The organism is Halorientalis litorea, assembly GCF_023028225.1.
GTDB lineage: Archaea > Halobacteriota > Halobacteria > Halobacteriales > Haloarculaceae > Halorientalis > Halorientalis litorea.
On record NZ_CP095482.1, the window covers coordinates 484430 to 496672 of the forward strand.

At 66.1% G+C, this 12243-nt stretch carries 19 protein-coding genes; 9 read left to right on the forward strand and 10 right to left on the reverse strand.

From position 1 onward, the window contains the following. Window positions 1–18: 18 nt before the first annotated feature. Window positions 19–207, forward strand: coding sequence for a DUF7576 family protein (locus tag MUG95_RS02635; RefSeq protein ID WP_247009522.1), 189 nt, complete (start codon window positions 19–21; stop codon window positions 205–207). 162 nt (window positions 208–369) lie between these two features. On the opposite strand, the gene MUG95_RS02640 is transcribed toward MUG95_RS02635, so the two are convergent. From MUG95_RS02640 to MUG95_RS02660, 5 genes are all read right to left on the reverse strand, one after another. Next, window positions 370–804, reverse strand: coding sequence for a CBS domain-containing protein (locus MUG95_RS02640; RefSeq protein WP_247009523.1), 435 nt, complete (start codon window positions 802–804; stop codon window positions 370–372). 68 nt (window positions 805–872) lie between these two features. After that, window positions 873–1436 carry a hypothetical protein gene (locus MUG95_RS02645; RefSeq protein ID WP_247009524.1) on the reverse strand — a complete coding sequence of 188 codons (564 nt, stop codon included), beginning with the start codon at window positions 1434–1436 and terminating at the stop codon, window positions 873–875. 77 nt (window positions 1437–1513) lie between these two features. Beyond that, entirely contained in the window at window positions 1514–2086 is a 573-nt protein-coding gene (locus MUG95_RS02650) for a hypothetical protein (protein WP_247009525.1), read from the reverse strand. Between the two features lie 105 nt (window positions 2087–2191). Next, on the reverse strand, window positions 2192–3310 hold the full coding sequence (gene nirK / locus MUG95_RS02655; RefSeq protein ID WP_247009526.1) for a copper-containing nitrite reductase: 1119 nt from the start codon (window positions 3308–3310) through the stop codon (window positions 2192–2194). A 169-nt stretch (window positions 3311–3479) separates the two neighbouring features. Further along, window positions 3480–3878 carry a MoaD/ThiS family protein gene (locus MUG95_RS02660; RefSeq protein ID WP_247009527.1) on the reverse strand — a complete coding sequence of 133 codons (399 nt, stop codon included), beginning with the start codon at window positions 3876–3878 and terminating at the stop codon, window positions 3480–3482. 136 nt (window positions 3879–4014) lie between these two features. Between MUG95_RS02660 and MUG95_RS02665 the strand changes: the two genes are divergently transcribed. Both MUG95_RS02665 and MUG95_RS02670 read left to right on the forward strand, forming a co-directional pair. Beyond that, window positions 4015–4314, forward strand: a complete 300-nt coding sequence (locus tag MUG95_RS02665; protein ID WP_247009528.1) for a CGCGG family putative rSAM-modified RiPP protein — start codon at window positions 4015–4017, stop codon at window positions 4312–4314. 76 nt (window positions 4315–4390) lie between these two features. Continuing rightward, window positions 4391–5443 (forward strand): radical SAM protein, encoded by a 1053-nt coding sequence (locus MUG95_RS02670; RefSeq protein ID WP_247009529.1) that lies wholly within the window; start codon window positions 4391–4393, stop codon window positions 5441–5443. A gap of 3 nt (window positions 5444–5446) precedes the next feature. On the opposite strand, the gene MUG95_RS02675 is transcribed toward MUG95_RS02670, so the two are convergent. After that, complete coding sequence (locus MUG95_RS02675) at window positions 5447–6097, reverse strand: helix-turn-helix domain-containing protein (RefSeq protein ID WP_247009530.1); 651 nt, start codon at window positions 6095–6097, stop codon at window positions 5447–5449. Between the two features lie 115 nt (window positions 6098–6212). On the opposite strand from MUG95_RS02675, the gene MUG95_RS02680 reads away from it, so the two are divergent. Together MUG95_RS02680 and MUG95_RS02685 are read left to right on the forward strand one after the other, a co-directional pair. After that, window positions 6213–6491 carry a DUF2249 domain-containing protein gene (locus MUG95_RS02680; protein ID WP_247009531.1) on the forward strand — a complete coding sequence of 93 codons (279 nt, stop codon included), beginning with the start codon at window positions 6213–6215 and terminating at the stop codon, window positions 6489–6491. Beyond that, window positions 6491–6775, forward strand: coding sequence for a glutamyl-tRNA reductase (locus MUG95_RS02685; RefSeq protein ID WP_247009532.1), 285 nt, complete (start codon window positions 6491–6493; stop codon window positions 6773–6775). Before MUG95_RS02680 ends, MUG95_RS02685 begins: the two co-directional genes overlap by 1 nt. Here MUG95_RS02685 and MUG95_RS02690 read toward each other — a convergent pair. From MUG95_RS02690 to MUG95_RS02705, 4 genes are all read right to left on the reverse strand, one after another. Continuing rightward, window positions 6772–7071: a cupin domain-containing protein gene (locus MUG95_RS02690; protein WP_247009533.1), complete on the reverse strand. Its 300-nt coding sequence runs from the start codon at window positions 7069–7071 to the stop codon at window positions 6772–6774. The genes MUG95_RS02685 and MUG95_RS02690 overlap by 4 nt on opposite strands. Next, on the reverse strand, window positions 7071–7298 hold the full coding sequence (locus tag MUG95_RS02695) for a DUF2249 domain-containing protein (RefSeq protein ID WP_247009534.1): 228 nt from the start codon (window positions 7296–7298) through the stop codon (window positions 7071–7073). Before MUG95_RS02695 ends, MUG95_RS02690 begins: the two co-directional genes overlap by 1 nt. Before the next feature lie 111 nt (window positions 7299–7409). Continuing rightward, window positions 7410–7976, reverse strand: coding sequence for a DUF7998 family protein (locus MUG95_RS02700; protein WP_247009535.1), 567 nt, complete (start codon window positions 7974–7976; stop codon window positions 7410–7412). 52 nt (window positions 7977–8028) lie between these two features. Further along, a complete protein-coding gene (locus MUG95_RS02705; RefSeq protein WP_247009536.1) occupies window positions 8029–8844 on the reverse strand; it encodes a DUF7839 domain-containing protein in 816 nt (271 codons plus the stop codon). A gap of 118 nt (window positions 8845–8962) precedes the next feature. Between MUG95_RS02705 and cbiT the strand changes: the two genes are divergently transcribed. Genes cbiT through cbiG form a run of 4 tightly spaced genes read left to right on the forward strand, consistent with a single transcriptional unit; the run spans window position 8963 to window position 12243 of the window. After that, window positions 8963–9553: a precorrin-6Y C5,15-methyltransferase (decarboxylating) subunit CbiT gene (gene cbiT, locus MUG95_RS02710; protein ID WP_247009537.1), complete on the forward strand. Its 591-nt coding sequence runs from the start codon at window positions 8963–8965 to the stop codon at window positions 9551–9553. After that, window positions 9550–10314 carry a cobalt-factor II C(20)-methyltransferase gene (locus tag MUG95_RS02715; RefSeq protein ID WP_247009538.1) on the forward strand — a complete coding sequence of 255 codons (765 nt, stop codon included), beginning with the start codon at window positions 9550–9552 and terminating at the stop codon, window positions 10312–10314. The genes cbiT and MUG95_RS02715 overlap by 4 nt, the downstream gene beginning before the upstream one ends. Further along, window positions 10307–11239, forward strand: coding sequence for a cobalt-precorrin-4/precorrin-4 C(11)-methyltransferase (locus tag MUG95_RS02720; protein WP_247009539.1), 933 nt, complete (start codon window positions 10307–10309; stop codon window positions 11237–11239). The genes MUG95_RS02715 and MUG95_RS02720 overlap by 8 nt, the downstream gene beginning before the upstream one ends. Then, a complete protein-coding gene (gene cbiG / locus MUG95_RS02725) occupies window positions 11239–12243 on the forward strand; it encodes a cobalt-precorrin 5A hydrolase (RefSeq protein ID WP_247009540.1) in 1005 nt (334 codons plus the stop codon). The genes MUG95_RS02720 and cbiG overlap by 1 nt, the downstream gene beginning before the upstream one ends.

Sequence of the window (12243 nt, forward strand, 5' to 3'; positions counted from 1 at the left end):
CTTTCGCAGGTACACTCAATGGTCGACCCAACTTCGGATGTCGGGGAAGATGTATCACCGGAGGATGCCCCGACGTGTGCAACCTGTGGTGAACAAATCTTAAACGAGCGAACCCATCGCGTAATCACGTGGATAGAGGACGATGCCGTGCAGTCGGCGCACTTCTGTGACGAAAGGTGCCGAATGAACTGGGACGGCGACTCGTAACGACAGGCCCGCCGCCGTGTTTTCTCGGAAGCGGGTGGGGAACGTTTGAATGCCAGTGAGGGGAGAGGACAGGAGCGCGACACGCACTCCACTGGCAATTTACTCTCGGTTCGGCGTCCGATTAGTGATTTCGCCGGCGATGTGTGGCCGGTTTATGCTAGGTCACTCGAACTCGCCGTCCGGAACGTCCGTCTCGGGTTGACTCGCCATCTCGAGTCGGTGGTGCGGGAGGAAGTGTGCGAGGTCCGTCGTGGTGACGATGCCGACGGGGACACCGGACTCCGTCACGGGGAGTTTCTTCACGCCGTTGTTCCCCATCCGGTCGCCCGCGTTCTCCACGGTGTCTTGGGGACGGATGGTCACGACTGGTTCCGACATCAGTTCGCCCACGGTGGTCGTCTCCGGGTCTTTCCCCTCGCCGATGCTTTTGACCACGTCGTACTCGGTGATGATGCCCGTAATCGGGTCGTCGCCGATGACGAGCGAGCCGACCCCTTCCTCGGCGAATATCCGAGCGACTTCTTCGATGGTCGTCTCGGGGTCCACCGTCTCGACGGGAGAACTCATGACCTCACTGACTGGCGTCTCGTCTGTCATAGCAAGAGGGTCGGACGCCGGACTCTTAAGCGTAGTCCCCCACACCGAGGGCGACGACTCGAAAAGGTTCAGTCGCGCAGTTGGTCGCGCAGGTCCTGCATCCGCTCCTGTATCTCCTCGATACCCTGGAGCGGTTCGCCGGCCTGTTCTTGGAGCTGCTCCAGTTGTTCCTCGGTCCGGTCGACGAACGAGAGGGTCTGCTCCTCGAAGTCCTCGTGGGCTTCCATGAGCGTGTCGAGTTGCTCGTCGACGGAGTCGACGTAGGTTTCGGCGGCTTCCTCGGCACTCTCCATGCCCGTTTCGGTGAGTTCCTGAGCCTGTTCGGTCGCCTTCTGGGTCGCTTCCTCGGCGGCGTCGAACTGCTCGTCGATGGTGTCACGAACTTGGTCGAGGTCCACGTCGTCGGACGGGAGCAGTTGCTCGATGGCGTCGAGCGTACTGTGGATGGCCTCGCGTGTCATCTCCGTCCCGCGCTCGCCGGTGTCGGTGTTGCCTTCGATGGCGTTCAGCACGGTATCGTTGAGTCGTTGCTGGTATTCCAGCCCGTTTTTCATCGCGTCTTGGCTCCGTTCGAGCGCGCGTCGCTGAAGGTCGAACACCTGACTGACTGGATTCGAGTTCTCTTCTGCCATACCTTTTATACGAACGTCCTAGGGTATGAAAGCTTCCATCTCTGCGTTCCACGAAGCAGTCACCGGACCAGTCGGCGTCAGCCTTCGAGTTTCGCACGGAGTTCGGCGACGCGCTCGCGGAGTTCGGCGACCCGTTCGCCGAGTTCGGTGAGACGCTCGTGGAGATCCTGGCTGACGCCGGTCGGGTCGTCGTACTGCCCGGCCACGTCCTTGAGTTGCTGTTCGATGCGTTCGTGGGACTCCATCAACTCGTTGAGACGGCTGTTGAGCCTGAGGATTCGCTCGCGGATTTCGTCCTCGACCTGCGCCGCCCACCGTTCCGCGACGTCTACGGTCTGGTCACCGGCCGTCTCGGCGGTGGAAATCGCGGCTTCGAGCGGTCTGTCGATGGTTCCACGGACCGTACTCTGCCCATCCGTATCCACCGTGAGCAAGCGGTCAATCGGGTCGAGAACAGTTCGAACGCCCGCAACGGCCGTCTCGACGGTGCTTACCGCAGCATCCGTCTGCGTTTCGAGTCCGGTCAACAGCACTTCATCAACCTGTCGATGCAGTATCATCCCTCGCCACAGGAGGAACTGCCCGTCGACAACGGCTTTGCGTTGTCGGCGGAACGCTTGCCCCAGCGGGTCCACCACCTCGTCTGCCATACAATGTCGCACACACTGATTGTATTTATATATTGTCGTGGTTAGGAGGGCTGAAACGCATCACTGCAGGCTGTTAGGTGTTGTTGGATTTCCAACACTACGGCACTACCCGTACCGCGGACCGTCGTTCTCGGAGCCGTCGAAGTCGGGGTCGTAGATGTCATCGTCTTCCTCGCCGAGCACGTCGACTTCGGCCATCAGTCCCCGCCGCGCGACGCGGCTGAGCGCGTGGTCGACCAGTTTGATACGCTCCGGGACTGGCGTCTCCATCTCGCCGATCATACAACTCCCCGGCGGCACCTTCATCGTCTGGATGTTCTTGTCGGCGTACTCTTCGGGGTCTTGGTCCTCGGGAAGTCCGCCGTCGCGGTACGCCCGACTCCAGACGTTCCCGATGGGGTGGAAGTTACTGGAGTAGTTCGGGCCGCCGTCGACGAGGAAGACCCGAACGGTCTCGTCCTGTTGCACCTCCACCGGCCCACGGCCTGCGGCCGCCCACGCGTACTTCTCGCCGTTGAGCAGGACGTAGGTCGGCTGTTCGTTCGCCATCGCGTCCATGTCGAACCCGTGGTGGCCCTCCTCGCCGACGCCCTTGTTCGTGTACAGTTCGTGCTGGCCGAAGTAGAGTTCGCGGTCGACTTCGGGGAGACCGTCCTCCGGTTCGACCAGTATCATCCCGAACATCCCGGCACTGATGTGGTAGTCGAGGTTCGGGACGGCACAGTGGTAGATGTAAGCTCCGGGGTAGCGGGCCTGGAACCGCATCTTGTTCTCGGAGCCCGGGGCGGCCGTCGTCGCCACTGCCCCGCCACCGGTGGCGTAAATGGCGTGGAAGTCCACGTTGTGCGGCATGGCGTTCTCCGGTGGGTTCTCCATCGTGAGTTCGACGGTGTCACCCTGCCGGACGCGAACCATCGGCCCGGGAATCTGGCCGTCGAAGGTCATGTAGTCGAACGTCACGCCGGGTTCGATTTCGGCCGTCACCTCCTCGACGGTGAGCGTCACTTCGTGGGTCTGCGGGGAGTTCCAGTCCACGGGGTCCGGGAGGTTTGTCGGGTCCGCGGCCACCCGGTCCGTATCGGTCGACTGGGCCATCGAACTCTCTGTGCCTGCCGTCGCGGTATCGCTCGCCTGCGGTGCGTCGTTGGCGTTACAGCCTGCCAACGCCGCCGCACTGCCGATGCCGAGCGCTTCTAACATCCGCCGCCGGGTGGATTCTAGCATTGGGAGTCACCTCGTTACAGGTCTATCTCTTACTGGGAGAGGGATAAACCGAGAAGTCCGTTATCAGGGCCTAAGAAGCGTTCTCAGCCCGCGAGAAGGACGAGTGTATTTTCCCGAACCGGTTCGCACGGGGGTTTATATAGGTGTCACGCTGGCCCGGACAGTCCCGCTACAGGCAGAACATGAAGGGGTAGATGAGTGCAACCCTGTCACCGTCGTCGAGGTGCGTGTCCAGTCCGTCGAGGTGTTCGTTGAACCGGCCGTTGACGCAGACCCGTGCGTACGCCCGTGTCTGCTCGCCTTCGGGGTTCTTCCGCCACGTCCCTAGGATACTCGTGTCTTCGGGTGCCCAACCGGCCGTCGTCGCCTCCGTCTCCGTCTCCGCGATAATCATGTCGGCCACGTCGTACGCCGCGAAGAAGGCGTCGAGGAACGCACGGAGTGTGTTACCCTCGAAGGTAAAGTCGAGTCGTGGCTCGCCGACGGCCCGCCGCACGTGTCCAGTACAGTTCACCGTCACGGTGGTCTGGACCGTCTCCGCGTCGGGCGTCGTGGTGGCGGTTTCCATGCCCACCGATGACTACTCGCGATCAAAAACGCCTTCCCCGAACGTGTTCGGCACCATCGGCCGTTGCGTCGGATTCGCTCGGACGAACGTGTTCGGGGAGAGGGTTTCATCCGTGGCGGGGGAACGTCCGTTCACGATGAGTGTCTCACACGACGATGTCGAACCCATCACGGAGACCGTACACGAGAACTCGTGGTCCGCGAACCTCGAAGAGCCACACCACGGGGAGGACCGGTCGTTGGTCCTCGCACAGGCGAAGTCGGCCATCGAACACACCGCGTCGGGGTACCACGTGAACCTCGTCACCCACGGCGGCCACGGCCACCCGGAGACGTACCTGTACGACGAACTCGACGAACTGGCCGCGAGCGTCGAGTACGAGTACGTCGAGCAGTGTGGCTGTGGCGGCCACGTGACGCGCGTCCACGTCGAGTGACCCGGGAGCCGAACGGGGGTTCCCGGACGGTGGGAATCCCGAACAGCGATATGACCGACCCAGACCCAGCCCACGTATGCCACCGACAGTCGACACGGACGACAGACCGCTCGTACTCATCTGGGAGGTTACGCAAGCGTGTGACCTCGCCTGCGAACACTGCCGGGCCGACGCGGAACCGGCCCGGCACCCCGACGAGTTGACGACTGCAGAGGGGATAGAACTGCTGGACACCGCCCGCGAGTTCGGCGAGAACCAGTTGGTCGTCCTCTCCGGCGGCGACCCCTGCAAGCGACCGGACCTGACCGAACTGGTCGCACACGGTGACGACATCGGGTTGAGCATGTCGCTGACGCCCAGCGGAACCACGTCGCTGACCCGGGACGTGGTGGCGGACCTCGACGCGGCGGGCCTGCGGCGGATGGCTCTGAGCATCGACGGCGGCGACGCGGCGGCCCACGACGCCTTCCGTGGCGTCGAGGGGAGTTTCGCCGAGACGCGCCGGGCCGCCGCACACGCCCGCGAGGCGGGCCTGCCGCTCCAAGTGAACACGACAGTCTGTGCACAGACCGTCGAGCAACTGCCGGCCATCCGGGACGTGGTCCGTGACCTCGGGGCCGTCCTCTGGAGCGTGTTCTTCCTCGTCCCGGTGGGGCGGGGTCGTCTACTCGACCCTATCGACCCGGAACGGGCCGACGACGTGATGCGGTGGCTCGCGGACGTGGCCGACGACGAACCGTTCGGGGTCAAGACCACCGAAGCCCCACACTACCGGCGGGTGAAACTGCAGGAGCGGGACGCCGACGACGGCCTCAGGCGGCGCGGGGGCGTCGTCGCGGGCGACGGCTTCGCGTTCGTCAGCCACACCGGGGACGTGTACCCGTCGGGGTTCCTGCCGCAGTCGGCGGGCAACGTCCGCGAGGACGACATCACGGACATCTACCGGAGTGCCGACCTGTTCGCGCGGTTGCGTGACCGCGAACAACTTCGTGGGAAGTGCGGTGCCTGTGAGTTCCGTGGCGTCTGCGGTGGGAGTCGGTCGCGGGCGTACGCGCACACCGGCGACCCGCTGGCGGCCGACCCGCTCTGTCCCTACGAACCGGACGGCTACGGTGCGAGCAGTGACTGAGTTTCAATCCTCGACGAGTTCGGCCCGGAACTCGGCGACGAACTCCTTGATTATCGCCTCCTCGGCCCGGTGGAGCGTCTCGCTGACGGTCGATTTCGCCATCTCGACGTGGTCGGCGAGTTCCGTCAGCGAACACGTCCGCGGCGTGTCGTAGTACCCCTGCTCGACTGCGGCGACGACCAAGTCACGCTGGCTGTCGGTCAACAGGTCGTCGGCCGATTCGGCCGACGGCTGGACGTACTCCACGTCGAACGACATCCCGAACTGTTCGAGTTGTGTCCCGAACTGCGAGAGGCGGTCCTGCGAGGCGGTCACCTCCACCGTCGCACGGCCGTCCTGTATGTCTACCGGGGGTTCTAGCGGCACGCCGGACTCGCGCACCGAGAACAACAGGAGCGGTTCGCTCGTCTCGAACTGAACGAGGACCCGGTCGGCCGACTCACCCAAGATGTCCAGTGTGAGGACTGCGTCGGTGTCGCCCATCGCCTCGACGACGGCGTCGAGGTTCGGCCCGGTGAGTTCGACCAGTCCGACCCCGGTGTCATCCGTCGGGAGGGCCGCCAGTACCCGGAACTCCACGTCGGGGTACTCCGTCGAGATGGCCCCGACCCACATCTGCCGCGGTAGCCTGACTCTCAGTTTCGCGCGTGGCATTGGTCGTTGGAGACTTCCGGTCGCATCGTCCAGTAGGTGGCTCCGAACATGTTCGACTGTCCGTGCGAACCTGTTCGGGATAAGGGTTGGGGCGGTCGGGACCGAACCGTAATACATGCCGGAACGAGCACACGACTGGCAGCGAGCACTCGAATCGACCGACGTCCCGGCGGACGCGCCACGGGAACAGCTCGACGTACGCGACCTCGGGCCGCCCAAGCCCCTGACCGACACGCTCGAACGCCTGACCGAACTCGACGCCGGGACGGTCCTCGTCCAGTTCAACGACCGTGCCCCACAGCACCTCTATCCGAAACTCGACGACCGGGGCTACACCTACACGACGGTCGAGACGGACGACGCCGTCGTGACCGCCATCTGGCCTGCCGAGTAATGTCAGACGCCGACGTACCGACAGAGCCGGCCGCCGCCGAGGCGACAGGGGTCGCCGCCATCGAGGAACGTGCCACGACGGTCCGTGACGAACAGGTACAGCGGGCAGTCGCGACGCTCGACGCGCGCGGCGACGTGACGCCCGAGAAGCGCGCGGCGGTCGAGCGGTTGGCGACGCGGCTGACGGCACGACTGACTGCCCCCGCCGAGCGGGCACTCCGACAGACCGGGTCGGGCGACGACGAGGTGGCCCGCGTCGCACTCGCGTTGTTCGGGGAGGACTAGCTCCGCTCGGCGAGGACGAGCAACGCCTCGCTGTCCTCGATTGCGTCCGGCGAGACGGCCGAGCGGCCGTCGAACCGAACGATGTCACCGGCGTCGAGGTGGTGCGTCTCGTCGTCGACGGTCAGCGCGAGCGTGCTCGACAACAGGTGAAAGACGATGCGACGCTCCGGATGAGTGTGTGATGGGATGGACTCACCGGCGTCGAGTGCGAGGCGAACGACATCGGGTTCGCCGTCCGGGAACGGCCGAGCGTGGGTTCCGTCGGAGAGGGCCGGCAGGGAGGCGCGGTCCACCATCACTTCTTGGGGAACTCCGCGACGAACTTCTCGACGCCCTCGCGGCGGACCTCGTAGTTCTCGGCGTCGAAGGCGTCGACTTCGGCGTCCATCTCGTAGTACAGCGGTTTCGGGTCGTGGTCGTTGACCAACCGCAGCGTCTCGCCGCTGTCCATCTCCGTGAACGTGTCCATGATTTTCGGGTGACGGTCCTTGGGCGGCACGTCACGAACGTCGATTTCGGGCATACGGACGACCGTTCCCGTCCCACACGTCTCCCAGTTTCCCCGAACGTGTTCGAGTCCTGCTACCCGGTTCAGTGTCTGTCTGGTCCGCCGATACCGGCGTCCGACGCGGAGTCAGAACGGCGTGTCGGGTTCCCGGTCGTACCCGGCCTCGTTCGGGACGCCCTCGTCGTAGCCGCCGGCACGCGAGTCTGGGAGGACCCCCGACTCGGCGAATCGGGTCTCGTGGTCGCGCAACTGCTGGTTGATGACAGCACTCCGGTGGTGCAGGTCGGCCACCCGGACGCGCACGAGGTCGTACTCGTGGCGGTCGGTGAGGCCGTTCCACGCCCGGAAGACGCCCTTCGCCAGCGTGTCGCTCTGCGGGCAGAACTCCGTCGTGGGCGTGAACTCGACGCGGAGGACCCCCGCCTCGTCCGTCGAACGGGCGTACCGCAGGCCCGCGTCGGGGTGGCGGGCGTCGAGGTTCAGGCGCGCGAGGTTGTAGCCGAACGTCATGTCGTAGACACCGCGGTCCTCGAACAGCGCGCGACTCAGGCGGTGGGTGGCGAGGTGGGGACGGCCGGCCAACACGTCGTGGTCCCGGAGTGCGTCGCTGGGGGCCGGAACGTGGTCGGGGACGAACTCGTCGTAGCTGTCGAACTCGGCCGCGTCGGCGGAGAACGGCGACGGGATGTTCATGCGCGAGCCTACAGGCCGCACGCTGGTTGCCTTCGTGCCGAAGACGTTCGGGTCAGTGCTCGGCGGCGTCGACCATCTCGTAGCCGACGTTCTGCTCGCGGAGGCGGTCAGTGTGGGCCGACAGACGACTCGTGACGGCGAGCAGGAGAACGTCGAGACCGCGCGTCGCGGCCTCCTCGACGGCCTGTGCCGTCGCGAAGCGAACGTCCGGGTCGAGGTCCGCGGCGTGGGCGGCGGCGAGTGCCTCGACGCCGGCGGTGGCGAGCAAGTCGTGGTCGGCGGCGAACTCGGCGACGGTGTCGGAGTCGATGACGCTACTCCCGCCGTCGTCGACGCGAGGGAGCGAGACGACGGTCACGGCCCCGAGGTCGTAGTCGAGGACGCCCTCGAAGTCGGTCACGCCCACGTCCTGGCCCTCGTCGGCGTCGGTGACTGCCACGGCGGCCACGGACCCGGCCGCGCCCGGCGTCGCCCGGAGAACCCCGTCACGCATCGAGAGCGAGACGGCGTCCCCTTCGGAAATCGACCCGGTCGCGAGTGCCGTTTCCACCTCCACCTGCCCGATGACCGTCTCGTTGACGTGCTGAACGAACTCCCGGAGGGAGTCGGTCTGTGAGATGAGCCAATCGACGCCCTCCTTGGTCACCTCGTACCGGCCTCGCCCGTGCTTCTCGACGAAGCCCTGCTTGATGAGGTCCTGGAGGTAGTCGCTGACGGCCTGTGAGGTGACGCCGATTGCCGTGGCAACCTCCTGTTGGCTGACCGCCGGTTGCCGCTCGGCTATCTCCACGAGAATCTGGTAGCGCGTGGCGTCGCGTTTGCTCCGCAGGACGTTCGCGTCCTCGGACTCGCCCGCGTTCCCTGCCATTACCACCACTCGGGGCGCGCAATGCAAGTATTTTGCCACGGCGACCCGCCGAAACACAACTCGGGTTTCCTTAATACAACCAAAATTGTTTTACGCGCTACTGCACTTGTAGACAGTGATGTCCCGTGTAATGCTCCCGCACGACGCGAAGGCGGGGCCGACCAAGCCGGAAGTGCGTGCCGTCCTGCTCTCGAAACTCGATTTGCGGGCGTCGGACCACTTCGCGGAGGTCGGTTCCTGCACCGGTGCCGTCACCATCGAGGCGGCGCGACGGGCCGGCCGTGTCACCGCGCTCGAACGGAAGGCGGACAGACTCGACACGACACGCAAGAACCTCGCCGAGAACGACACCGAGGCCGAGGTGGACCTCCGTGCGGCGGAGGCCCCGGACGGGCTACCGAGCGACGCAGACGCGCTCTTCCTCGGTGGCAGTCGCAACTACGAGGCCGTCCTCGATTTCGCCGTCGAGGCCGGCGTCGACCGTGTCGTCATGAACGTCTCGCGGCTAGAGGTCGCCGGCGCGGCCACCGAGGCGTTCCGTGACCGTGACCTGCTGGAGGAAGTCGTCCAGTTCCAAGTCAGCCACGGCTACGAACTCGCCGGGGCGACGAGTTTCGACTCGGAGAACCCGGTCTACATGCTCGTGGGCGGGGCCGGTGACGACGTGGCCGCCGACGGCGGCCGCCCGGCCCGTGGAGGGAGGCGATGACGCTCTACGGCGTCGGCCTCGGTCCCGGACAGGGCGACCTCGTGACCGTCCGTGGGAAGCGAGTCCTCGAAGCCGCCGACGTGGTGTACTCGCCGGGGCGTCTCTCGCGGTCGGTCGCCACTGAACACGTCCCCGAGGAACGCATCGGCGACCTCGATTTCCCGATGACCCGCGACGAGGAAGAACTCCGGCGAGCGTGGAAGGAGGCGGCCGCGGAGATCGCCCCGCAGGCACGCGACGGCGAGGCCGCCTTCGTGACGCTGGGCGACCCGAACGTCTACTCGACGTTCGGACACCTCCGGCGGACGCTCGACGCGTTCCACCCCGAGGTGGACCTCGAAATCGTCCCCGGCGTGAGCGCGGTCACCGCCTTCGCCACGGCACTCGGCGTCGAAATCCCCGCCGGGTCGGGGCTGTCACTTCGGGAAGGCGCGCGCGGTGCCTCCCCGACCGGCCCCGACCGGATGGTGCTGTTCAAAGTCACCGACGCCCCGGCCACTCACGAGGGGTTGGTCGAGGCGGGCTACGAGGTGACCTACGGCCGTCGCCTGTTCATGGAACAGGGCGAGACGGCCGTGACTGACGACCCGACCGACCTCGCCGAGCGCGATTACTACACGCTCGCCTACGCCGAGCGGCCCGGACTGGACGACGAGCTAGCGACGGCGGCGTTCGAGACGGACGAGTCGACGACGAGGGCCGAGCGCGCCGAAGGGGCCGCCTGTGGCGACGACCACCCGGAGGTGCGCTCGGATGACTGACCCGCAAGACGATACCGGAAGGGACGACGGCGACTCCTCGGGCGCGACGACCCCGCAAGCGGCAATCGACGCCGAGGGCGAAGCGCGCACGAGAGAGCGCGACGCTCGCGTGTACGAACACACGGCCGGGGACGAACAGGACGGGATTCCGTTCATCGGGGCCGGGCCGGGCGACCCGAAACTGCTGACCGTCGCCGGACGGGAACTCGTCGAAGCGGCCGACCTCGTGGTCCACGCCGGGTCGCTGGTCAACAGCGAACTGCTGGACGCCTACTGCGCCGACGCCGAGACGGTGTCGTCCATCGGCAAGGACCTCGAAGAACTGGTACCGCTGATGCGTGACGCCCACGAACGCGGCGAGAACGTCGTGCGCTTGCACAGCGGCGACCCGGCCATCTACGGGGCGGCACTCGAACAGATGGACGCGCTGGAACACGAGGGCGTCCCGACGTACTTCGTCCCCGGCGTGACGGCGGCGTTCGCCGCCAGCGCGACGCTCCGCACGCAACTCACACTCAACGAGGTGTCGAATCACGTCGCGTTCACCCGACCACAGGGGAAGACGCTCTCCGACGAGGACGACCACATCTCCGAGTTCGTCGGGATGGGCGACGTGACTACCTGTATCTACCTCGGGACCCACGCCGTCGCGGAGACGATGGACCGCTTGCTGGCCGAGGGACACGACCCCGAGACACCGGTCGCAGTGGTCTACCACGCCTCCTGGCCCGACGAGGAGGTCATCGAAGGCACTATCGCCACCATCGGCGAGCGAGTCGAGCGCGCCGGATACCGGGCCTCCGCACTGGTCCTCATCGGCGACGCCGTGACGGGCGCGGGCTACGAGCGGTCGTATCTCTACGACGGCTGGGCATCGCGCGGGAGCGACGACGGCGCGGACGCGGAAACGGAGGCAGACGACTGATGAGTACGGACACAGACGACGAGACCACGAACGGAACGGACGCATCGGACGGCGACGGAGACGGGGGCCACTGCGCCACGCCGGACAGCGACGGGGAGGTCGCGGAGGAAATCGCGATAATCTCCTTCGAGCGCAAGATGGAGACGGCCGCGGACATCGTCGACGGCATCGGCGACCGCTACGAATCCATCGATGTCATCGAGTACCACGGCGACGTGTTCGCCGAACACTGGGGCGAATACGACTGTTTCGTCGGCCTGATGGCCTCGGGGATTGCGATGCGCAAGACTGCGCCGCTCCTCGACGACAAGTGGGACGACCCCGCCATCGTCGTCGTCGACGAGGAACTGACGTGGGCGATTCCCATCACGGGCGGCCACCACGGTGCGAACCAAGTGGCCGACGACCTCGCCTCGATGGGAGCCGTTCCCGCGGTGACGACCGCCTCCGAGGCGGCGGGCAAGCAGGGCGTCGAGGAACGCGCGAAGGCACTCGACACCCACGTCGTCAACGGCGACTCGACGGTGGCGACGAACCTCGCGGTGCTGGACGACGAACTGGGCGCGGTCGAACGCCTCGACGGCCCGCGGGCCGTCCTCGTCGGCGACGACGTGACGGTGCTGAAGCGTAACGGCGACGACGGCGTCGTCCTCGGCACGGGCAGCGTCTCGGGCGCGAAGAAAGCACAGTTCCTCACGGCGTGGAAGCGTGCCCTCGACGGCACAGAGTACGGCGTCGACGACGTGGAGTTCGTCGCCACCGGGACTCGGAAGGAAGAAGAAGAGGGACTGTTGGCCGCGGCCGAGGAGTTGGGTCTCGGCGTCGTCTCCTTCGAGAAGGAGACGCTGGAGCGGTTCGAGGGGCCGACGCCCTCCCGGTCGAAGGAACTCATCGGCTGGCCGGGTATCTCGGAGGCCAGTGCCATCGCCGGCGGGCGCGAGCACGAACTGCTCGCCGAGAAGGAACGGTACGACGACGCCGTGACCGTGGCGGTGGGGAAGTGA